At 51.7% G+C, this 19,444-nt stretch carries 22 protein-coding genes; 7 read left to right on the top strand and 15 right to left on the bottom strand.

All coding sequences use genetic code 11. From position 1 onward, the window contains the following. Window positions 1-38: 38 nt before the first annotated feature. Complete coding sequence (locus LQV63_RS04935; RefSeq protein WP_233695869.1) at window positions 39-302, top strand: hypothetical protein; 264 nt, start codon at window positions 39-41, stop codon at window positions 300-302. A 114-nt stretch (window positions 303-416) separates the two neighbouring features. Here the strand turns inward: LQV63_RS04935 and acpS are convergent, their stop codons facing one another. From acpS to LQV63_RS04920, 3 genes are all read right to left on the bottom strand, one after another. Next, window positions 417-854 (bottom strand): holo-ACP synthase, encoded by a 438-nt coding sequence (gene acpS, locus LQV63_RS04930; protein WP_233695868.1) that lies wholly within the window; start codon window positions 852-854, stop codon window positions 417-419. A 173-nt stretch (window positions 855-1,027) separates the two neighbouring features. Then, complete coding sequence (locus LQV63_RS04925; protein ID WP_019419366.1) at window positions 1,028-1,828, bottom strand: ABC transporter permease; 801 nt, start codon at window positions 1,826-1,828, stop codon at window positions 1,028-1,030. Then, window positions 1,825-2,778 (bottom strand): ABC transporter ATP-binding protein, encoded by a 954-nt coding sequence (locus LQV63_RS04920; protein WP_233695867.1) that lies wholly within the window; start codon window positions 2,776-2,778, stop codon window positions 1,825-1,827. Before LQV63_RS04920 ends, LQV63_RS04925 begins: the two co-directional genes overlap by 4 nt. Window positions 2,779-2,825: 47 nt before the next feature. Between LQV63_RS04920 and LQV63_RS04915 the strand changes: the two genes are divergently transcribed. Both LQV63_RS04915 and bioA read left to right on the top strand, forming a co-directional pair. After that, window positions 2,826-2,972, top strand: a complete 147-nt coding sequence (locus LQV63_RS04915) for a hypothetical protein (RefSeq protein ID WP_233695866.1) — start codon at window positions 2,826-2,828, stop codon at window positions 2,970-2,972. A 91-nt stretch (window positions 2,973-3,063) separates the two neighbouring features. Then, window positions 3,064-4,425 carry an adenosylmethionine--8-amino-7-oxononanoate transaminase gene (bioA, locus tag LQV63_RS04910; protein WP_233695865.1) on the top strand — a complete coding sequence of 454 codons (1,362 nt, stop codon included), beginning with the start codon at window positions 3,064-3,066 and terminating at the stop codon, window positions 4,423-4,425. A 55-nt stretch (window positions 4,426-4,480) separates the two neighbouring features. On the opposite strand, the gene LQV63_RS04905 is transcribed toward bioA, so the two are convergent. The 6 genes from LQV63_RS04905 to LQV63_RS04880 all read right to left on the bottom strand — a co-directional run bounded on the left by LQV63_RS04905 (window position 4,481) and on the right by LQV63_RS04880 (window position 9,014). Continuing rightward, on the bottom strand, window positions 4,481-4,732 hold the full coding sequence (locus LQV63_RS04905) for a hypothetical protein (protein WP_019419362.1): 252 nt from the start codon (window positions 4,730-4,732) through the stop codon (window positions 4,481-4,483). 86 nt (window positions 4,733-4,818) lie between these two features. Beyond that, on the bottom strand, window positions 4,819-5,778 hold the full coding sequence (locus LQV63_RS04900; protein WP_233695864.1) for an ABC transporter permease: 960 nt from the start codon (window positions 5,776-5,778) through the stop codon (window positions 4,819-4,821). Next, window positions 5,771-6,697 carry an ABC transporter ATP-binding protein gene (locus LQV63_RS04895; RefSeq protein ID WP_233695863.1) on the bottom strand — a complete coding sequence of 309 codons (927 nt, stop codon included), beginning with the start codon at window positions 6,695-6,697 and terminating at the stop codon, window positions 5,771-5,773. The genes LQV63_RS04900 and LQV63_RS04895 overlap by 8 nt, the downstream gene beginning before the upstream one ends. Before the next feature lie 64 nt (window positions 6,698-6,761). Continuing rightward, complete coding sequence (locus LQV63_RS04890) at window positions 6,762-7,763, bottom strand: hypothetical protein (protein ID WP_019419359.1); 1,002 nt, start codon at window positions 7,761-7,763, stop codon at window positions 6,762-6,764. Then, window positions 7,753-8,628 carry an ABC transporter ATP-binding protein gene (locus LQV63_RS04885; RefSeq protein ID WP_233695862.1) on the bottom strand — a complete coding sequence of 292 codons (876 nt, stop codon included), beginning with the start codon at window positions 8,626-8,628 and terminating at the stop codon, window positions 7,753-7,755. Before LQV63_RS04885 ends, LQV63_RS04890 begins: the two co-directional genes overlap by 11 nt. Next, window positions 8,625-9,014 (bottom strand): GntR family transcriptional regulator, encoded by a 390-nt coding sequence (locus tag LQV63_RS04880; RefSeq protein WP_019419357.1) that lies wholly within the window; start codon window positions 9,012-9,014, stop codon window positions 8,625-8,627. The genes LQV63_RS04885 and LQV63_RS04880 overlap by 4 nt, the downstream gene beginning before the upstream one ends. Window positions 9,015-9,239: 225 nt before the next feature. Here LQV63_RS04880 and LQV63_RS04875 point away from each other — a divergent pair, with 225 nt between their 5' ends. From LQV63_RS04875 to LQV63_RS04865, 3 genes are all read left to right on the top strand, one after another. Then, on the top strand, window positions 9,240-10,103 hold the full coding sequence (locus LQV63_RS04875; RefSeq protein ID WP_233695861.1) for an alpha/beta hydrolase family protein: 864 nt from the start codon (window positions 9,240-9,242) through the stop codon (window positions 10,101-10,103). Window positions 10,104-10,200: 97 nt separating this feature from the next. Next, the gene (locus tag LQV63_RS04870; protein WP_233695860.1) at window positions 10,201-11,556 is read left to right on the top strand and encodes a Na+/H+ antiporter NhaC family protein; all 1,356 of its coding nucleotides are present in this window, start codon (window positions 10,201-10,203) and stop codon (window positions 11,554-11,556) included. A 177-nt stretch (window positions 11,557-11,733) separates the two neighbouring features. Then, window positions 11,734-12,147: a hypothetical protein gene (locus tag LQV63_RS04865; RefSeq protein WP_019419354.1), complete on the top strand. Its 414-nt coding sequence runs from the start codon at window positions 11,734-11,736 to the stop codon at window positions 12,145-12,147. A gap of 1,000 nt (window positions 12,148-13,147) precedes the next feature. On the opposite strand, the gene nadE is transcribed toward LQV63_RS04865, so the two are convergent. The 5 genes from nadE to LQV63_RS04840 form a co-directional block, all read right to left on the bottom strand. Beyond that, window positions 13,148-13,957, bottom strand: a complete 810-nt coding sequence (gene nadE, locus LQV63_RS04860; RefSeq protein WP_233695859.1) for an ammonia-dependent NAD(+) synthetase — start codon at window positions 13,955-13,957, stop codon at window positions 13,148-13,150. Between the two features lie 89 nt (window positions 13,958-14,046). Continuing rightward, the gene (locus LQV63_RS04855) at window positions 14,047-14,481 is read right to left on the bottom strand and encodes a BrxA/BrxB family bacilliredoxin (protein ID WP_019420362.1); all 435 of its coding nucleotides are present in this window, start codon (window positions 14,479-14,481) and stop codon (window positions 14,047-14,049) included. A 157-nt stretch (window positions 14,482-14,638) separates the two neighbouring features. Next, window positions 14,639-14,758: a hypothetical protein gene (locus tag LQV63_RS04850; RefSeq protein WP_019420361.1), complete on the bottom strand. Its 120-nt coding sequence runs from the start codon at window positions 14,756-14,758 to the stop codon at window positions 14,639-14,641. Window positions 14,759-14,837: 79 nt separating this feature from the next. Then, on the bottom strand, window positions 14,838-15,638 hold the full coding sequence (locus tag LQV63_RS04845) for a hypothetical protein (protein WP_233695858.1): 801 nt from the start codon (window positions 15,636-15,638) through the stop codon (window positions 14,838-14,840). Window positions 15,639-15,684: 46 nt separating this feature from the next. Then, the gene (locus tag LQV63_RS04840) at window positions 15,685-17,433 is read right to left on the bottom strand and encodes a two-component system sensor histidine kinase NtrB (RefSeq protein WP_233695857.1); all 1,749 of its coding nucleotides are present in this window, start codon (window positions 17,431-17,433) and stop codon (window positions 15,685-15,687) included. A gap of 145 nt (window positions 17,434-17,578) precedes the next feature. Here LQV63_RS04840 and LQV63_RS04835 point away from each other — a divergent pair, with 145 nt between their 5' ends. Continuing rightward, entirely contained in the window at window positions 17,579-18,847 is a 1,269-nt protein-coding gene (locus tag LQV63_RS04835) for a BaiN/RdsA family NAD(P)/FAD-dependent oxidoreductase (RefSeq protein WP_019420358.1), read from the top strand. 116 nt (window positions 18,848-18,963) lie between these two features. Here the strand turns inward: LQV63_RS04835 and LQV63_RS04830 are convergent, their stop codons facing one another. Further along, the gene (locus tag LQV63_RS04830) at window positions 18,964-19,380 is read right to left on the bottom strand and encodes a DNA/RNA helicase (RefSeq protein ID WP_233695856.1); all 417 of its coding nucleotides are present in this window, start codon (window positions 19,378-19,380) and stop codon (window positions 18,964-18,966) included. Window positions 19,381-19,444 lie beyond the last annotated feature (64 nt).

Raw genomic sequence — 19,444 nt, 5'->3', positions numbered from 1 at the left:
ACGAGAGGCAGCAGTCGCCTGAACTTAGTGATATGCCGATGAACAAGAAAGCGTATAACGAACAATTCGGAAAAACGGTAGAGCAAATCAAGACTGGTACGGTCACGGCCAAATGGAGCGGAGCTCTGGTCAAAATGAGACGTACCGTCATCTCATTGAACAGGCGAATACGCTTGTGCAGCGATGACAAAGTGATGCGCATCGTAGCGGATAAAGCGAAGATGTACTATGCGGGGCAAAAATCGCTGGATGAGGTGGTCCAATTCATCCAAAGCCGCGTGATAACTTATTTGAACGAATAGGATTCCGATTTCCAGACATACCGGTCCCGCTCCTCATGCGGGGAACGGGACTTCTTCTATCCGATTGTCGTGCGAATCTCGACTGCCTCTTACCCGGCTCTGACCCGCTTCCATTCAGAGTGCGGCGGGTGCGCTGCTGTCATCTCCGCTGCGTGCAGCACGTTGCCGATGCTCCACGATGGCCTGTGCCGAAGCAAGGCTTGGCTGGTGCGAGATGCTGACGTGAATGTGATAGGAGTCGCTGGGCAGGCCGAGGCGGTTCCAGGCCGCTTCGCTTACACACGCGTGCGGTTTGCCATGCGCATCGGGCAGCACCTCGATATCAAGGAAGCCGATCGTACGGCCTATTCCTGTACCGAACGCTTTGACGACCGCTTCCTTCACCGCGAATCGGCCCGCCACCCATTCTGCCATACGCGTTTCCCGTTGCTTGAGCACCGCAAGCTCCGCCGGTGTCAGCACCCGCTGCAGGAAGCGGTCTTTACTCTTGCCGTTCAGAAGGCGGGTTACCCGATCCAACTCCAATATGTCATGCCCGATTCCATAAATCATAACGCTGCTTCTTCCCTTCCTATCATCCGGATGTCGTAAATCCATTAGCAAAAGCGAGGATTTCGATAGTCCCTTTTGTACACGCACTAATACAGAGCATACAACTGCCGCAGCATGAGAATCAAGTACGGAGGGAAGCGGCGGTTCGGCTCGGCCCGCTCCCCATTCATGCGCTATTCGCCGATCCGCCATTTGACCAGATTGTTGATGACGAAGATCGTCACGACGCTATAGGCGAGCAAGACGACGCAGTCCAACATAACGCCGGTGGACCATCCGGCCAAGAGCACGTTCCGCATCGCGTCAGCCGCATACGTGGTGGGAAACAGATAAGACAGCCACTGCAGAGGCACGGGAAGCTGCTGAATGTCTACCATGACGGGAGACAGAAAAGTGACGAACATCATCAGGGCCTGCACCAGCATGTTCGTAAGCTGGTGATTCGGCGACCAGAAGCCGATGCATACACCGATGCCGACGACACTCGCCAGCGAGAGGATGACGACAACCGGAAGCCCCCATGAGTAATGAAATTCGATGCCATAGCCCCATTGCCCAATCATAGCCAGAATAATGAAGGACGGGAGCGTATTCATAAGCCCGCGAAGCAAATTGGCGAGCACAAAGTTCAGCTTGGAGATCGGCAGCGAAGCATAATACGTGAAGTGGCCCTGATGCTTCTGCCATGAAATTTCTTGTCCCATGCCGTTCATCCCCATCACGATGACACCGAAGATGAGATTGCCCGCTATGATGCGAATCATCATCTCTTCGCTCGGATTGTCGGCGAAAAACGACATAAACAGTGTCGTCGTCAACGGAAACATGGTCGCCATCAGAACGACCCAGACCCAGCTATCCCGCACGATGGCGAATTGGATGCGAAATAGGATGGACAGCTCCGTCCAGATGCGCCCGGGACCACTTATCGCAGCGGCTGCCGAGGCTTGCTTCGGATTCATTGCTGGATTCATGCGCCACTCGCCTCCCGTTCAGCCTGACCGTCGATATGGAAATAAACATCTTCGAGGCTCGGCGGCTTCACAGCGTATTCCTCAATAGGCAGTTCTGGAAAATGAACGATATAATCGAGCACCTGGCTCGCCGATTCTTTATCCACCAAGAGGATAAGCCGATTCTCTCCATTAATATGAAGATGTCCCCACTGCCTCATCGCTGCTGCCGCCTCTTCTCTTCGACCGAATTCCGTAATCAGCTCGAACTTCAGGCGTTGGTCCACCTTCTGCTTCAGCTTCGCAACGGCATCGATCGCAAGCAGCCGGCCGTGATTGATGACGGCCACCCGATCGACGACTTGTTCGGCTTCCAGCACGTTGTGCGTGACTAGAATGACTGTAGCGCCCTGCAAGTTGCGCTCCTTGATGAGATTCCAGACAAGACGCCGGTTCGCCGGATCCAATTCATTCGTCGGTTCATCCAGGATCATGACTGGCAGGCTGCCGATCATAACCGTCCCTATGCCGATCATCCGCCGCTGACCGCCGGATAGATGCTTGAGCTGCTTCCGGCGCAATTCAGTCATTCCCATCATTTCTAATAGTTCCTCGGCCTGACATTCAGCCTCCAGCTTGGCCATTCCCCGCAGTCTTCCGGTGAACACCAACGCCTCTTGCACTTTGAGTGATGCCAATACGTGCGGTTCTTGTGAATAGTAAGCGACCTGCTGCGCCACACGCCTCGTCTGTTGAACCACATCTGTTCCGTAGAACGACACTTTCCCCTCCGTCGGCTGCAAGTGCCCGATCATCTGCTTGATTAATGTTGATTTGCCTGCGCCGTTCGGGCCGAGTACGCCCAGGATTTCTCCCTCCTGCACCTGTAACGTAATATCGACGTTCGCCTTTACCTTGCCCCGCTTATACAGCTGACTGACATGATCGATTTCGTAAATGATCCGTGCCACTGGATCACGCCTCCTTCTCATCTCTCTATAAGAGGTTTACCCCCTTATTGAACCGTACTATGAGCATACATCGGCTCCTTGTCAGCCTGAAGCGCCTGCCGAACGAAATCGCGATCCTCCCCGAGACTAATCTTCTATTCATGCTGCGGACCGAGGATTTCATCCTGCTGCAGCACCGAGCGGGGGATTGCTAGTGCGAAAAACTTTTGTTAACCTATTATGTATACTAATAGGTTAACATTGTGGACTCGTTAATCGAGATATTTGCAAGGGAGCTGGCACAAAATGAAGGAAACGATAAAGCAGGAGCTGCTGCGCAAGGACCGGTCTTACGTCTGGCATCCGTTCACCCAAATGAAGGATTACGCTGATCGTGATCATGTGCTCATTGAAAAAGCGGAGGGCATCTATATATATGATGCCGATGGACGGCGATTCTACGATACAGTGTCGTCATGGTGGTGCAATCTGCACGGACACGGCCATCCGCGGATTAAGGAAGCGATTCGACAGCAGCTGGATCAGTTCGACCACATCATGTTCAGCGGGCTGACACACGCCCCGGGCATCGAGCTGGCGGAACAACTCGTAAACATCACGCCTGCGGGGCTGAACAAAGTGTTCTACTCGGACAACGGCTCCACCGCGGTGGAAGTGGCGATCAAGATGTCGTTCCAATATTGGCAGCAGATCGGCCGCACGTCGAAGACGAAGTTCGTCTTCTTGGACGGCAGCTATCACGGTGATACGCTTGGCGCGGTAAGCGTCGGCGGCGTTCAGCTGTATCATTCGCTGTTCAAGCCGCTCCTGTTCCACGCGCACCGCATGCCGGCGCCGGACCTGCGGCAGGCGCGCGCGGTCGGCCCGGAAGGCGAACGCGAGGTGGCGGAAGCGGCGCTGGTGAAGGTGCGCGAGCTGTTCGGGCGCGAAGCGGACACGCTGGCCGGCTTCATCGTGGAGCCGATGCTGCAGGGAGCGGGCGGCATGATCATGACGCCCGCTGCCTACTTGCAAGGCTTGCGCGAGCTGTGCACGGCGCACGGCGTCCATCTCATCGCAGACGAAGTGGCGACTGGCTTCGGGCGGACGGGCAAGATGTTCGCCTGCGAGCATGCAGAGATCAGCCCCGACATCATGTGCTTGAGCAAAGGGCTGACCGCCGGCATTATGCCGCTCTCCGTCACGCTGTGCACCGATGACATTTACGACGCGTTCTATGACGATTACGCGACGCAGAAGACATTTTTCCACGGGCACAGCTTCACCGGGAACCCGGTGGCCTGCGCCGTGGCCTTGGCTTCCTTGCGCCTGTTCGAGGAGGAACGCACCCTCGAACAGGCACAGATCACCATCGCCGCGCTCGCCGAAGCGCTCGGCGGCATCGCCCGACTGCCGCACGTTGCCGATGTGCGGCAGCTCGGGCTCGTGGCGGCGTTCGACCTGTACGAGGATGCCGAACGCCGCCACCCCTTCCCGCCCGAGCGGCGCATCGGGGCGGCCATGTACGAGGCGGGCTTCGAGGAGGGACTCATCCTCCGCCCGCTCGGTGACACCCTGTACTACTGGCTGCCGCTATGCGCCACGCCAGACGACGTCCGCGACATCGCCGCACGCACCGAGCGTGTGCTCCGCCGCGTATTAGGCTAAACGCCAAAGCGGGCGGGAGCTGGTATCCTTCAGCTCCCGCCCGCTCTTGTCTGTTCTATCCCATCGAGGCCTGCCCCAGCAGACTATCCAGTAGATAGAACGCCTTGATTAGGTCCACGCTGCCCTGAATCTTCATCATCACGTATTCCAACGGAGCCTGCATGGCAATTAGCGCCACCAACAAACATAGCAGCGCAATCGTTAGTGCAAGCCGCCCCTTCGTGCACTTCCGGTGCAGCCAGTTCACCGAAATCCAGCACACGATAAGGGTAATTATAATATAGAGGAATGCCATGTCTGCTTCCACCAATGACCACTCCCGCCGACCTATCTCAACTTGCTTCTCTATTTATAAAATCTTAAGCTATATTTTACAACGCTCCAATCACTTACTTACCCTGCAACATCCCTTTTCGTAAATACGACCCAAGAAATAAGATGAAATACGACAAAGTAGACCAGCAAAACGCAGACTGAGAAGAGCATCGTCATGTCCGGGCGAACCGGTGTGCCGTTCGCATATTGGCTTAGATTGACGTTAGCGAACAACAAATATTTTACCCACTCGAATTTGCTTAAAATATTGACGAGCGTATTGCCGATGAGCATAAACAGCAACGAGAAGGCTATCGCCATGGAAGAGCTGCGGAAAGTGGCGGAAATCATAAACGACATCGTCACATACATAATCAGCTCTATCGTTTTGAATCCATAATTTTGAAGAATAGCAACTAGCATCGAGCCTTCCTCCACCGCTCCGCCAGCGCCAATCGTAAGGGCGGGTCGAGAGATCTCTCCAAATCCTTCAAGAATCCCCCCCAGCGCAAAAGATACTACGAAGTTCAGCACGAGCAAAAATAGCGTGAATAGGAGTGTAGATATGTATTTGCTGAGCAGTATTTTAGTGCGGGAAGCCGGGCCGACAAGCAACAGCTTGATCGTCCCCCATGAATACTCGGCTGCGAGCATATCTGCCGCCACAATAACGGTTAAGAGCGTGATTAGAACCATCAAACTGGATGAACCATTCACTACACTCCATATCGTCACTTCGTATGGGTTCACATTGTGTTCCATATAGTATAGATTTTTGTTAATCTCGCCTTCCAGTTTGAGCTTCATGTCCGGGCTTGCATCAGCGCTATTCTCATCTATCTGCTGCTGCAGCCGTTGATTCGTCTCTGTAAGATGCTGCTTCCAATTGTTGTTTTGAATATTGGGATTTTGATCAATTTTCAAAATCGCTGTCAGTAACAGGAGAGCAAAAATTAGAACACCCACCATGGCCCATGTACGGGGACGACGAACTATTTTCATATTCTCGTTCTGAATGAGTCTGTAGAAATTAGACAATTTGCTCCCCCCTTGTCAGCTCCAAGAATCGATCCTCCAGCGATTGATTCGCCGTCCGAATGCCGTATACGTCAATTTCCGCTTGCACTAACGCTCTCGTTAATTCCGGAATCCGATCGCGGCCTGCCGTAATCTCCAATTGTCCGGCTTGTACAGCCATGGCGATATCAGGCAGCATTGCAGTCAGAACCTCTTTCGTCGGCTCAGGCTCTTCGACTTCAACGATGATGCGATGGGCAACCCTATTCTTCAGATCATTCATAGAGCGAACATCTATCAGATTTCCAGCTTGGATAATGGCGATCCGGTCGCACATCAGCTCCATTTCAGATAGCAAATGAGACGAGACGATGACGGCTATCCCCTCCTGCCGCGCAAGGGTGCGCAAATAGTCGCGGAGCTCGCGTATTCCCGCCGGATCAAGCCCATTCGTCGGCTCGTCCAGGATAAGGACAGAGGGTCTGTGCAGCAGCGCCTGCGCAACGCCGAGCCGCTGCCGCATGCCCAGCGAATAACGCTTCACTTTCTCGTGAATCCGATTCTGCAGGCCGACAAGCTTCACGACTTCATTAATTCGTTCGGTCGTCACGCCGGTATGCCGTCGCGCAAAATAAACTAAGTTTTGATAACCGGTAAGAAACTTATACATCTCTGGGTTTTCCACAATCGCACCGATATGGGTCATCGCACGCTCGAATTGCTTGTTCACTGAAATGCCTTTCACATAAATTTCCCCTGCGGTCATTGCAATCAAGCCCACTATCATGCGGATCGTCGTCGTCTTCCCTGCCCCGTTCGGCCCGAGAAAGCCAAACACTTCTCCTGCCGGAACGTCAAAGGACACCTGATCCACAATCGTGCGCTTCCCAATTTTCTTGGTTACATTTCTGAGTTGAAGTACGGCATCTGCGTTCTTCATGGCATTACCTCCTGCACCATTGTCTCAATTACCACCCTGCACTCGTTGTTCACGCTGTATCACGCTAAGTTCGTACACGCATGCGCGTCAATGTGCGGATGATGATATAGCCGATGATGGTGCCAAGCCCTGCGCCTGCCGCATATCCGAGGCGTCCGGGATAAAGCGTGTCATAACTCAAATTGCCGCTAAACAATGCCGCACATAATACAAATCCGACGATGAACAGCTTCTCAATGATTGGAAAAAGCACCAGCTTGCCATTGTTTTCAAGCGAATTACGCGAATAGAGCACCATGCCCGCGATGAACAGCAGCAAGGAGACGACTCCGACGAACGCGTATGGATAATTGCCGCCCTCATGGAATACCCAATTCGTTAAATTGAACTTTTCCCAGAACGTTCCGCGCAATCGAAGTTCCATGTATATTGGCGTAATCATGAAGATATACAGAAGTTGCTGCAGCATGAGAGTAAAAAATTCATACAAGAACAAGCTGATAATGGAAAGCGCCGCTTGCAACGTCCAAGTCCCCGTAAAGGAGCCGATGAACAACGTAAATGTGTAGGCCGCCACCGTGACGAAGATAATGTGAAAGCCGCGACCGATAAAATCTATGACATGCACGTATGCTCCCACCTGCGACAGCTTGAGTACGAGTATATCCAATGCTACGCTGGCCGTAACGACAAACACGATATAAGCGACACTAACCAACCATTTTGTCACGTAGATAACCCACCGTGGATAAGGAAGCGCAAACGTCTGCTCGCTCATCTGATTGCGGCGCTCATGGCCGAGCTGCCACAATGACAGCAAAAAACCTCCGAGCACAAGCAGCAGCATAAAACCGCCATAGTTTCTGTGCAGCAGCCAATTCGTCTCCTGAGTTTTTGCCAGATACTCCACTAGTCCCACAATGACCTGCGGGGAAGCAAACCACACCTCCCGCATGTGCAGGTAAGCCGTTGAGAAAAAGCCGGCAATCATCATCAACCACAGCAGCACCCGCGTCTGCCGATATTCCTTCCACCACAACGCCCGCACAAAAATACTACGCTGCATCGCCGTCACCTCCCGATTTCCACATGAACCAATCTTCCAGCGAGAGCGGCAGCTCGTCGATGAACATTGGCTCCTCACGTTTCAGCGCAGTAAACGCCTCGTCCGACTCCAGCATGACGGTATACACGCGACCTACCTGCTGCAGCACGAATACATCCTCCCTTGCCAGCCAAGCAGGCGGTTCTGTCGCCGTAAAGACGACCTGCAGCTTTTTCATGTGTTGACGCAATTGCTCCAAGTCCCATGTCTCATCCGTCCGGCCATCCCGCAGCAGCACGACGGTATCCGCGATCCGATCCAGCTCGTTCAGCATGTGCGACGAAATGAGAATAGAGGAATCCTTGCGCAGCGATTCGACGATGAGGCTCAATAGCTGCTTCTTGGTTACGGCATCGACTCCGTTCGTCGGCTCGTCGAACAGAATGAGGCGGGCCTTCGTCGACAAGCCAAGCGCCGTGCTGAACAGCATCTTCATCCCCTTGGACAACGTGCGGACCCGTTTATTCATCGGCAGCTTGAACCGTTCCATCGCCTCGGTAAAGTAAAACAGATCGAAGCTCGGATAAATCTGCCCATACCAAGCGGCGCATTCCCGAATTGTATACGCCTCAAGCGCCACGGGCGCATCCGGGACAAATACAACATCCCGCTTCAGCTCCGGATACTTATGTATGTCCATTCCCTCAAAGGCAACGCTCCCCTGATCCGGATCGTATATGCCGACCAGCGTCCGCATCAGTGTCGTTTTACCCGTCCCGTTGCGTCCGACGAGGCCCATTATGCGGCCGGGCTCAATCGTAAAGCTGATGCCCCGCAATATCGGCCTGCCATCAATCGCCTTATGTATCGCTTCCACTTGCATCATGATTCGTCATCCCTCCACCATACCTCGCATGCTTGTTCGACCATATCAATGAACTCCTCCCGTTCAAGGCCCAAATGCTTCGCTTCTACAGCAATGCGGTTCACTTCATCCTTCAACTTCGTCATCCTCTCTTCTGCCATGGGCGGAGCAGCGGGTTCCGCTATAAATGTGCCTTTGCCCCGCAGCGTTTCAATGACGCCCTGACGCTCCAACTCCTGATACGCTTTGCTAACCGTGTTCGGATTTACGACCAACATGGAGGACAATTCCCGCACCGAAGGCACTTTTTCCCCGGGCTGCATCACGTTTTTAGCGACTAGAGCTTTCATCTGCTCCACAATCTGTTCATATATTGGTGTGGTACTTCGCTCTTGCAAACGAAACATGACATCCTCCTTTCTCCGTTCATTTCGCGGCACGAATAGTGTACTACTTCAACTAGTACACATAGTACACTCCGTATATGCACGTGTCAAGCTTGGATTCGCTCATTGCGCAAGTAGAGATGACCGCACATTAAATAATCTTTACATTAGGAGTTGCATGCTTCATTGCGGCTGTTCTATGTTACAATGAGGCGTGAATATTGTACTAGCAAGGAGGTAGGATTAATGAGACATTCTTTTGAAAAAAGTTGGAAGGAACAACGCACGTTGCGTGGCGACGTATTTATTCCGGAGCAGCAGAAGAAGCAGGGCGTGCTTATTATCACTCACGGCTACAAAGGCTTTAAAGACTGGGGCATGTTCCCCTATGCGGCGGAACAATTGGCGGAGCGAAGCGGCCTGCTCACGATCACCTTCAATTTTACATATAACGGTGTCGGTCCATCGCTCGACCGCTTTGATGAGCCGGAACGATTCGCCGTCAACACGTATGAGCGGGAGCAGGAGGATCTGACTGCTTTGCTTCAGTTGATCACTGGCGGGGATTTCAATGAATGGTTGCAGCAGGCCGCTCCCGGCCGTCGCATAGGCCCGGAAGCGCCTGTCTACCTGCTGGGACACAGCCGCGGCGGAGCAAGCTGCTTGCTCTATGCGCTCGATCATCCAGAGGAAATCGCAGGCGTCATTACATGGAACGGTGTAACCAATATGGATTTGTTCACCGCAGAGCAGAAGCACGAGATGCGAACATCCGGGCGTTCGAAGGTCGTCAATGCCCGCACCGGCGAAGCGCTGCCGCTTGACCGTGTCATGCTCGATGACTTGGAAGCCAACCGCGAGCGGTATGACCTAATTGGCCGCACTGCCTCCGCCTCTTTTCCTATGGCGCTCATTCAAGGCTCGGATGACCTGCCCGGCTTCCGTGACGGATCGGCCCGTCTCGTTGCGAGTTACCCAGCAGCAGAATGGATTACAATTGAAGGCGGCGGACACACCTTCAACGCCGTCCACCCGTTCCAAGGCACAACTCCGGAATTGGAAGCGGCGCTGGATGCTACGGCCAGTTGGTTACAAGCCCAGTCCCGCTAGCTGCATGACATCATCGCATGATTCGCGTTTCTTCATACGCACCTTCTAATTGCATCAACTTCATCAGAGACATGAAGACAGGAGATGCCTTACCGTAATGTTAACGAAACACCAACTACTCACCGTCATTGTTATAACGATTGCGGGACTTTCCACAGCTTATTTATTGCATTTCCCACTTATTATTGGCTTTGCCGCCGGCTTTTTCAGCCTGACTGCCCTTTCTCGGCGGCAAGGCACTGCTTGGTCCGTTCTCTTCAGGTACATGCGCGATGGCGCCAAGCATACGATAGAGGTCATCTGGATTCTCATAATGGTCGGACTGATGATTCCGGTATGGACCTTAAGCGGCACGATTCCGTACCTGATTGAACAAGGATTGCAGTGGATGGCTCCCGCCTTCATGACGACCCTGACGTTCTGGTTCTCTGCCCTCTTCTCCATGCTGCTCGGCACTTCGACCGGAACGCTCAGCGCCGTCGGCATTCCAATGATGGGCGTAGCGGCAATCGCCGGAGTGCCGTTGCCGCTGATGGCCGGGGCGTTAGTCTCGGGAGCATTCGTCGGAGACCGCACCTCTCCGTTTTCGAGCACGCATCGCCTCGTCGCCGATTCGACCGGAACGACCGTCGGACGCCAGTATCCGGCGCTTGTTCCCACGACGCTGCTCGGCTTGGCAACCGCCACGGTCATCTTTGTCCTATTTGACATCGCAGGAGGCTGGTCGGTGCCAGCCGAGGCCTTGCGAATGGAGGAATTCCGCAGCAGCTTCACATTCAGTCCGTGGCTCATCTTACCCGCAGCGGCTTTAATCGTTGCGATTTTGCTGCGTTGGAAGACGCGCTATGCCTTCATGCTGGCCATCGTGACGGCGATCATTATCGGCTCTTGGCTGCAAGGAACCGAACCATCCGCCTGGCTGAACGGGATGCTCTTCGGGTACGGAAATGCCGCACTTCCTTCTCTGCATACGAAGGGGGTGCTGCCCATCATTGAGCTTGTCTTGCTAATCGCGCTGGCCGGGGCGTTTAATGGGATTTTGGAATCGACGCGCAGCCTGGAGCCGTATATGGCCGCATTTATCGGAGAGAACACTTCGATGCCCGGAGCGACCACCCGCGTCGGTCTGTACGGACTCGCGCTGGCCCTCGTCTCCTGTACCCAGACGCTGCCTATCATGATGGCGGGACGAAGCGTGCTCCCACTCTGGTCCGAGCGGTTCCCGAAGGAGCAATTATCCCGGGTCGTGGCTGATACCGCGCTTGTTTTTGCGGCAATAATCCCTTGGAACATGCTTGCTGTGCTATGCGGCACCATATTGGACGTTCCCGTTCACTCATATGCGCCATATGCTGTCTTCTTATGGAGCTTACCGCTATGGACGTTAGCCGTGTCTTGGCTGAATCAACGCCGATCGCAGATTGTACGTCGCGCCTCGTCGCTTTCGAGCTAGTCGCGTGGACACAGGACACGTTCTAACCTCTAGAACGGGATAAAGCCATTTCAGGCGATCAAATGTCGCAAATGTGCCACATCCCGTTCGCTTGTTTTTTCGTTTCAGTCTGATAAAATACGGGTAATCTTTCAGATAGGCAGTTGTCTGGGATGACAGCAGCAAGGAGGATACCATATGACAACCATTTATTCGGCTCCAAGCACAAGCATTGTAAGACAGCAATCCATCTTCGCGTTGCAGCAAGTGTTGGTATCGCTTACACAACGTTCAGTGGAACAGTGCCATGTCCGGTTTGTTGAACCTGCCCTGTTTCCCGAGCACAGTATACTGATTTACAGTCAAGATGAATTGAATCATCCCGAATCTCCCCTGCGGTTGAAAAGCACCCTCCATGCGGATGAGATGCTGATTGCCTATATCGATTCCCGTGGTCTGCTCATTACCGCCGGCTCGGAAGCGACTATGGAACAAGCATGCCATCTCGCATGCAAGCTGATCTCTGAGCAATGCGCTTCACCAGCGCAGCGTCCGCGATTAAAAGAATTATTCTGGCGCGGCTCAGCCAGCAGCATATCTCAGGCAGTATAACCATATCAGACTTAATCTCAATAAATGAAATGACATGAACTGCCAATGCGTAGTTCTTTTTCTTTATATCCGCATATCCGCAATGATTGGAAAAACCGTTGCAAGTTCCTGCTCAACCTGCTGTTATGAAAAGTGGCGGAGAATTGAAATTAGTACGGAGCTGCTGGCGATGATCATCCGTATCCAGTCGCGCTTATATCCATTCTGCCCTACACTCAGAAATCCAAGAAACTGGACAGCTAGTATACAGATTGGTGGCCGATTGAGGTAAAAATAGGAAGCTGCTGGCGACGAGCATCCATATCTAGTCGCACTTATGTCCATTCTCCCCTACACTCAGAATTATAAGAGATTTGGAATTCGGACAGGGGAATACGGCTTAAAATTAAACCGTTTTCGAATTTTACATTCGTAGCGGTAGCAACCTAGAAAAGTAACGAAAATAACGAAGAGATGATAAAAAGAGCAAAAAGGAACCCGCTCCTGACGAAAGGGTAGAGTGAGCAAAGGGGGAGTGACAAGAACTACATAGAGATGTGTAGAGATACCTAGAGATATGTAGAGATACGTAGAGATACGTAGAGATACCCAGATATATGTAGAGATATCTAGATATACCTAGAGATATGTTGATATATGTAGAGATACGGAGAGATACAGATAGTTACAGAGGTTTACAGGGAGCTACAGAGAGACACATAAATCTGCTTAGAACTACTTAGGGTTACTTAGGGTTACATAGATCTACTTAGAGCTACAGAGAGACATGTATAATTTTAAATCCCCCTTAAAGCAGCCAGCCAACTCGATATAACTCTCTTTCCACTCGTTAGATTACGCCGCTGCATTCAAATTACTGATTGAATGGGAGAGTGAAGCTAAGAGAGCGCAGCAAACACAAAAGCACCCCGAGGCAGTTGCTTAAGCCTTGGGGTGCTGCAATGCATTCGCCGTCAGATTATGTTCGTCTTCGATCAAATAAAACCTGGGCGACGTCTGACTATATTCCTGGAATCGGCGAGCGCTTGTGCTCTGTCTTGCGGTATTGGCGCTCGATTTTCTCGCGCACGTCATCTGGTACGGCTTTGCCTTCCAAATAGTCGCTATTTTGATCGTAGGAAATGCCGAGCTCCTTCTCGTCTGTCTGGCCGTCCCACAGACCAGCCGTCGGCACCTTGTCAATCACACTTTTTGGAACGCCCATGTGGGCGGCCAATTGGCGAATTTGGCGTTTGTTGAGTGAAGATAGCGGCGTAATATCCACGGCGCCGTCGCCCCACTTCGTATAGAAGCCAGTTAATGCTTCCGATGCATGATCCGTACCTACGACAAGCAAATTCAAGTCAAAGGCAAGAGCGTATTGGGCCACCATGCGGACGCGCGCCTTCACGTTCCCTTTGCCCGGAATGCTGAGATGGCGCGGTTGGTTCAACTGCTTGAAGCCCTGCTCCACCTCAAGCGTCACCTCGTTCACCGCATCTTCAATGTTCGTCTCCACCGTATGCTGGAGAGCGAACGCTTGCGCCACGGCATAGCTGTCCGAGATGTCCGCTTGATTGCCGAACGGTTGAAACACGCCGAGTGTGATGTATTCTTGTCCCGACTCCTTCGCCAGCTCATCCGTCGCTTGCTTGCACAAGCCGGCAACGACTGCGCTGTCTATCCCGCCGCTAATCGCGATAAGAAGCCCTGTCGTTCCGGAGCTTTTCACATATTGCTTCAAGAAGTCTATGCGCTTGCGAATTTCCGCATTCTCATCAATTTGTGGTTGTACGCCGAAACGCTTAATAATGTCTTGTTGCAAGCTCATCGTCTCGTCTCCTTCCTATTCCAGCTGCTCTTTGTAAAAATCCCCGCACCATAAAGGTGCGGGGCTCATCACTGCATGCTTTCGTCTTCTTAGCGGCAGAAGCGATCGAATGCAGCTTTCAAATCTGCTGCAATATCTTCTGCCGAGCGATCTTCCACACTATGACGCTCAATAAAGTGCACCAATTCGCCATCCTTCATCAATGCGATGGAAGGAGAAGACGGAGGAAACGGTGCGAAATATTCGCGCGCCTTCGCTGTCGCTTCTTTATCTTGGCCGGCGAACACGGTGAACAAATGATCCGGTGTCACCTCGTGTTCCAGCGCTTTACGCACGCCCGGACGGCATTGTCCAGCCGCACAACCGCATACCGAGTTCACCACAACCAATGCGGTGCCCTTTGCCGCAGGCAATTTTTCTTCTACTTCCTCCGCTGTCCGCAGCTCAACACAGCCGATGGAAGTCAGTTCATTACGCATCGGTTGAACCATATCACTCATATATTGCTCAAAAGACATGGACATCAGTGCTCACTCCTTACCTTATAAATAATTCCGTTGATAGATTGGTTGAATATAAGCTATCGTTAAATATTTAACCATTTGCAGCGACGTAAAGCAAGGGAAAGCCGAAGATCCCGTAAACAGAATCTTTGCTTTCCCTCGGACAGTCCCGTCACCGTTACGTGGAAGGACGGTTAGGTCCATCCAACTTCTTATCTACGACAGTGCTCTCGTTCGACTTATTTTCACGATTTTTTTGCTGTTGCCGCTCCTGCGCTTTCGAGTCTTGACTGCTCATCGCATGGGCCTCCTTTCCGCTATGTCGCTTCTATAAAGTGCGTGTGAACAACCTCTATTATGCGCATAGAGAAGGAAGCCTATCCTTTCAGATGATCTGCTTCATCAGCCTCCGGTGCTTGTTCAGTCAGGTTAGCCAGTTCAACCGATTCAGTCGGTTCAGCCGCCCCTTGCTTCCCTTGTTCACGGCGGCGCACAGCGACGTAGCCTGCAGCCAACATTGCGGCACACAGCCATTGCTCATACCCCAATCCGAGCCAAAGCGACTCGTACGGCTTGAAGTAGCTGCCCAGCATGCCGATGCTCCCTCCTGCGAGAAAGCCAAGCTCAGCATCTGCAAGCGTACCTAACGGGCAGCGGCGCATCCACATCCCGACAAGCAGGATGAGGCAAGCCAACGTCTCCGCCGGAGGCAGGCCATGAGCCGGAAACCCGCTTGGCAGCGGCAGCGGCGTAAAGCCCGGAGCATTGGACCCGTTCAGCGTATAGAGCCAGCCGTAGGCCGCTACCCACGTGAAGATACCGTGAGCCAACAGATCAAACAATATCGTATATGAAAGTTTGTGCTTACGTACATATATAGTCGTCCATACGGCAATCCCGAGCAGAAGCAGCATATTGCCGTTCGCGGACGTTCCGTTCAAATAAAGCAGCGTACGCGGCTGCTGCCATATAATAGACGGGGAATCCCACAGAAATCCGAGTTTTTCGTTCAAAATAAACAGAAGTGCTACCGTTAGCGCCCAGTCGGTATAATGCCGTAAAGCTTGCCCTTCCATACGTGAGCGAAGTGAAATGATGAATACCGCGATAAGAAAAGAGGCAAAGCTGACAAACAACTCCCAATTGATTGTAATATTTCCGATTTGAAGCACATTCATACGGTCCCCCCCCATATGTCTATCATAACGAACGTTTACGACGGGTTCAATTCAATGCGGGGGCCCCGGCTTCATCATTGAGTGACGGGAAGCTTCCCTCCGAATCAGCGGCATGTAACCGGAACGTCACTTCAAAAACAGTTCCTTCTTCAGTACTGAATACCTCTATCGTCCCCTTATGCCGCTCCATAATGCTCAAACACAAAGGCAAGCCGAGCCCCGTTCCTTTTGATTTGGTCGTATAGAAAGGCTCGAACAACTTATCCAGCTCTACCTGAGGAATACCTGATCCCGTATCACGTACCCGGAGCTGAACGCCTTGCGGAACAAGCACCGTCTCTAAAGTTAATATTCCCTCCGTATCCGAAGCTTCCATCGCCTCCATCGCATTTCGCGCCAAGTTCAGAATGAGCTGCTTCATTTCCTTGGTATTCAAATATAGCGTTGGAATAAGCTCGTGTTCAGCAAGCCGGAATATGATTTGTTGACCGCGGAGATTCGCATCCGCCCAGAGGAGCGGAGACAGTTGCTGAATGATATCGTGCAGATGAATCTGTTCCTTCTCCACGATTCGATTTTGCGCCAGCGCCAAAAAATCATTAATAATCCCGTTGGCACGGTCAATTTCATCCATAACGATATGAAAATAATTTTGTAAATTGTCAGGACTCTTCTCTTGCATCAGCTGCATAAAACCGCGAATAACCGCCATCGGATTGCGAATTTCATGTGTAATGCTTGCTGCCATCTGCCCCACCAGATGGAGCCGTTCCATATTGCCGATTTCGGTGCGCAGCTGGGTTAGCTCTGTGATATCGTGCGCCATACCGACCGCTCCGACGATTTCTCCCGTCTCCTGACTTCGAATGGCATTGGCAAGTATGTAATATTCCCGATCTCCGAACCGGGCCACTTCCCCGTCCACGACGCCTCCCTGCAGCGCCCCCTCTAAAATAATGAACTGATTCGGATTGTCCCCCATCTTTTGCAGCAATTCGCTCAGCGGCCGATCAATCAACTCAGCCCGTGCAACATTGGGCACTTGCAAAAGTATTCCTTCAATCATATTATCGTTAATTGCTGTAATTCTCGTCTCAACATCAATAGCAATTACACAGAGCGGCGCTGTATTCAAAATTTGACTTAGCTTCTCCATTTCTTCCCGATAGCGCCGAGAGACCGTCTGATATCCTTGCTGCAAAAAAGCTTTCTCCCGCGTTTCTTCAATCATATAAATGAGCAGGCAGGCGGTAATCAGAAACATGACGGCGAACATAACCATGAACAGCATCACTTTCGCATCAGTGAACAAAAATAGCCTCCCGTGTGGTGAAGCGGTTGCATAAAACCCGTAATAAAGCATAATTCCGAGCAAAGAAAAGGAAAGATAAATAAAAAGGCGCATCCGCAATCCAGATTGACGGAATTTATTAATGAAAGCAAAAATAAACGGCGTCAAATAAATAAGCGCATCGCCCCACATCATTTGCGGCTGTTGAACTCCTTGGAAGCCGAACATCATTAATATATAGAGCCCAACGATGGCAAGCCCGATACGGTAACCTCCATACCAAATACCGAGCATGTACGGGAGCAAACGGAAATCAAAAGGTTGCGCCGTATCCATATAAAATGAGAACACCATGCAAAGAAGTACGGAGAAAGCCGATGTCAGTCCGATGATAACCGGTGCGCGCGCTACGCGCTCCGGCTTGATGGAGCAGAGCTGCCAAGAGAACGCCGGAATACAAGCAATTAGAACTTGCAGCAGGGTTTCCTTGAGGGCCACGTACATGTTATATCTCCTCTATAAAGTAAGTTAAAGATGCCTTGGTTAAATCATAATTATTCTTTATTAACAATGGAGCAACACAACCTTTTCGTCAAGTTTCGATTTTTGCGTTACAATAGCGTAAGAACAATAGCAGAAGGAGAACGAAATGAAACAAACCGATATTATCGTCATTGGGGGAGGCCCTTCCGGTCTAATGGCCTGCATCGCAGCTGCTGAACACGGCGCGCGGGTGGTGCTTGTCGACAAAGGGGACAAGCTCGGACGCAAGCTCGCCATATCCGGCGGCGGACGATGCAATGTAACTAACATTAAAGACCAAGAGGAACTAATTCGACACATTCCGGGTAATGGTAAATTTTTGCACAGTGCCTTCGCCCACTTTAATAATCGGGATATTATCCGTTTTTTTGAAGGCCTTGGCATCGCTTTGAAGGAAGAAGATAACGGACGTATGTTTCCCGTCTCGGATAAAGCAAAGACTGTGGTCGAAGCGTTAATCGGCGAGGTTCGCCGCCTTGGCGTCACGATACTCGTAAACCAACCGGTCGCCGACGTATTATATCACGAAGGAGCAGTTCAAGGCGTGCGCTTCAAAAACGGAGCAACGCTGCATAGCAACGCTGTCATTATTGCAACGGGCGGAAAATCTGTACCTCACACCGGCTCCACCGGCGATGGTTACGCTTGGGCGACGGCAGCAGGTCATACGATAACGGAGTTGTATCCGACCGAAGTGCCGCTTACTTCAAATGCGTACTTTATTCGAGAGAAACTGCTGCAAGGGTTGTCGCTGCGCAGCGTTCGTGTCGCAGTATGGAATGAGAAAGGCAAAAAGGTGGTTGAACACGAAGGCGACCTGCTGTTCACTCATTTCGGTCTATCTGGACCGACCGCGCTTCGTTGCAGTCAGTTCGTCATCAAGCAATTACAACGTTCGGGACGCGAGACCGTCAATCTGACGATCGACCTCCAGCCAGAGATGTCTCTGGCCGAACTCGAACGGAAATCTTTGCAGCTTTGCGCGCAAGAACCGAAGAAAGCCGTAAAAAATGTGCTCAAGCTGCTGCTGCCCGAGCGAATCATCCCCATTTTGTTACAGCAAGCAGGAATCGATGACACGGTAACCTACGATCATATTCCGAAGCAGCCCTGGCAGGATCTGTGCCGTCTTATAAAAGCATTTCCGATCAAAGTGAACGGAACCCTCTCATTGGAAGAAGCATTCGTAACCGGAGGCGGAGTCCACCTGAAGGAGATTGAACCAAAGACGATGCAATCCCGGAAGATGCACGGGTTGTTCTTCTGCGGAGAGATTTTGGACGTTCACGGCTATACAGGGGGATACAATATTACGGCCGCCTTTGCGACAGGCTATACAGCCGGCAAACACGCTGCCCAAGCCGTTCATGAATAGCTCGATTAAATGACAAACAGGGCAGTCCGCTATCCCCTCTCAGGGGTACAATAGACGGAACTGCCCTTATTTCATAAAATGCACCATTAAATTATGTTCATCGTATATTCTGCGACTCAGATATGAATGCCGCCTGGGAATTGATTGGTCGTCTCGTCATCGATCCAACCAAAGGCTTCTTCCTCCCGATGAGACAAGTCATCATGATTCGGAGTACGCTCCTTCACAGCATATCGATCATCATCAGCCCAATCCTCATTAACGACATGTGCCGGAATCGGAATCCAATCCATGCCGTAAGCCTGATTCATGACGGACACTTCAGTTAAATCCGCTTCCTCTACAAGCTGTCCACCATGCGCCTCTGCTATTTCGAGCGCAGACGTGAGATCTCTTTTTTCCACATGCACATGAAGTTCCGTATGGTTGTCTCCGTCATATGCCGGAGTGTATCCCAATTCCTCCAACGTATCAAATGCCAACATGGCACTGGCGGCGTCCGTGAACCGGAACCGAATGGCTGCTTCTGGCATATTCGTTCCTCCTATTTGGTGAGCTATCCGTTAATATGCCCGAGTCGAAGAGGAACATACCCCG

The organism is Paenibacillus profundus, from assembly GCF_021369635.1.
GTDB classification, from domain to species: Bacteria; Bacillota; Bacilli; order Paenibacillales; family Paenibacillaceae; genus Paenibacillus_B; species Paenibacillus_B profundus.
This window is presented reverse-complemented; position numbering and strand designations above follow the sequence as displayed.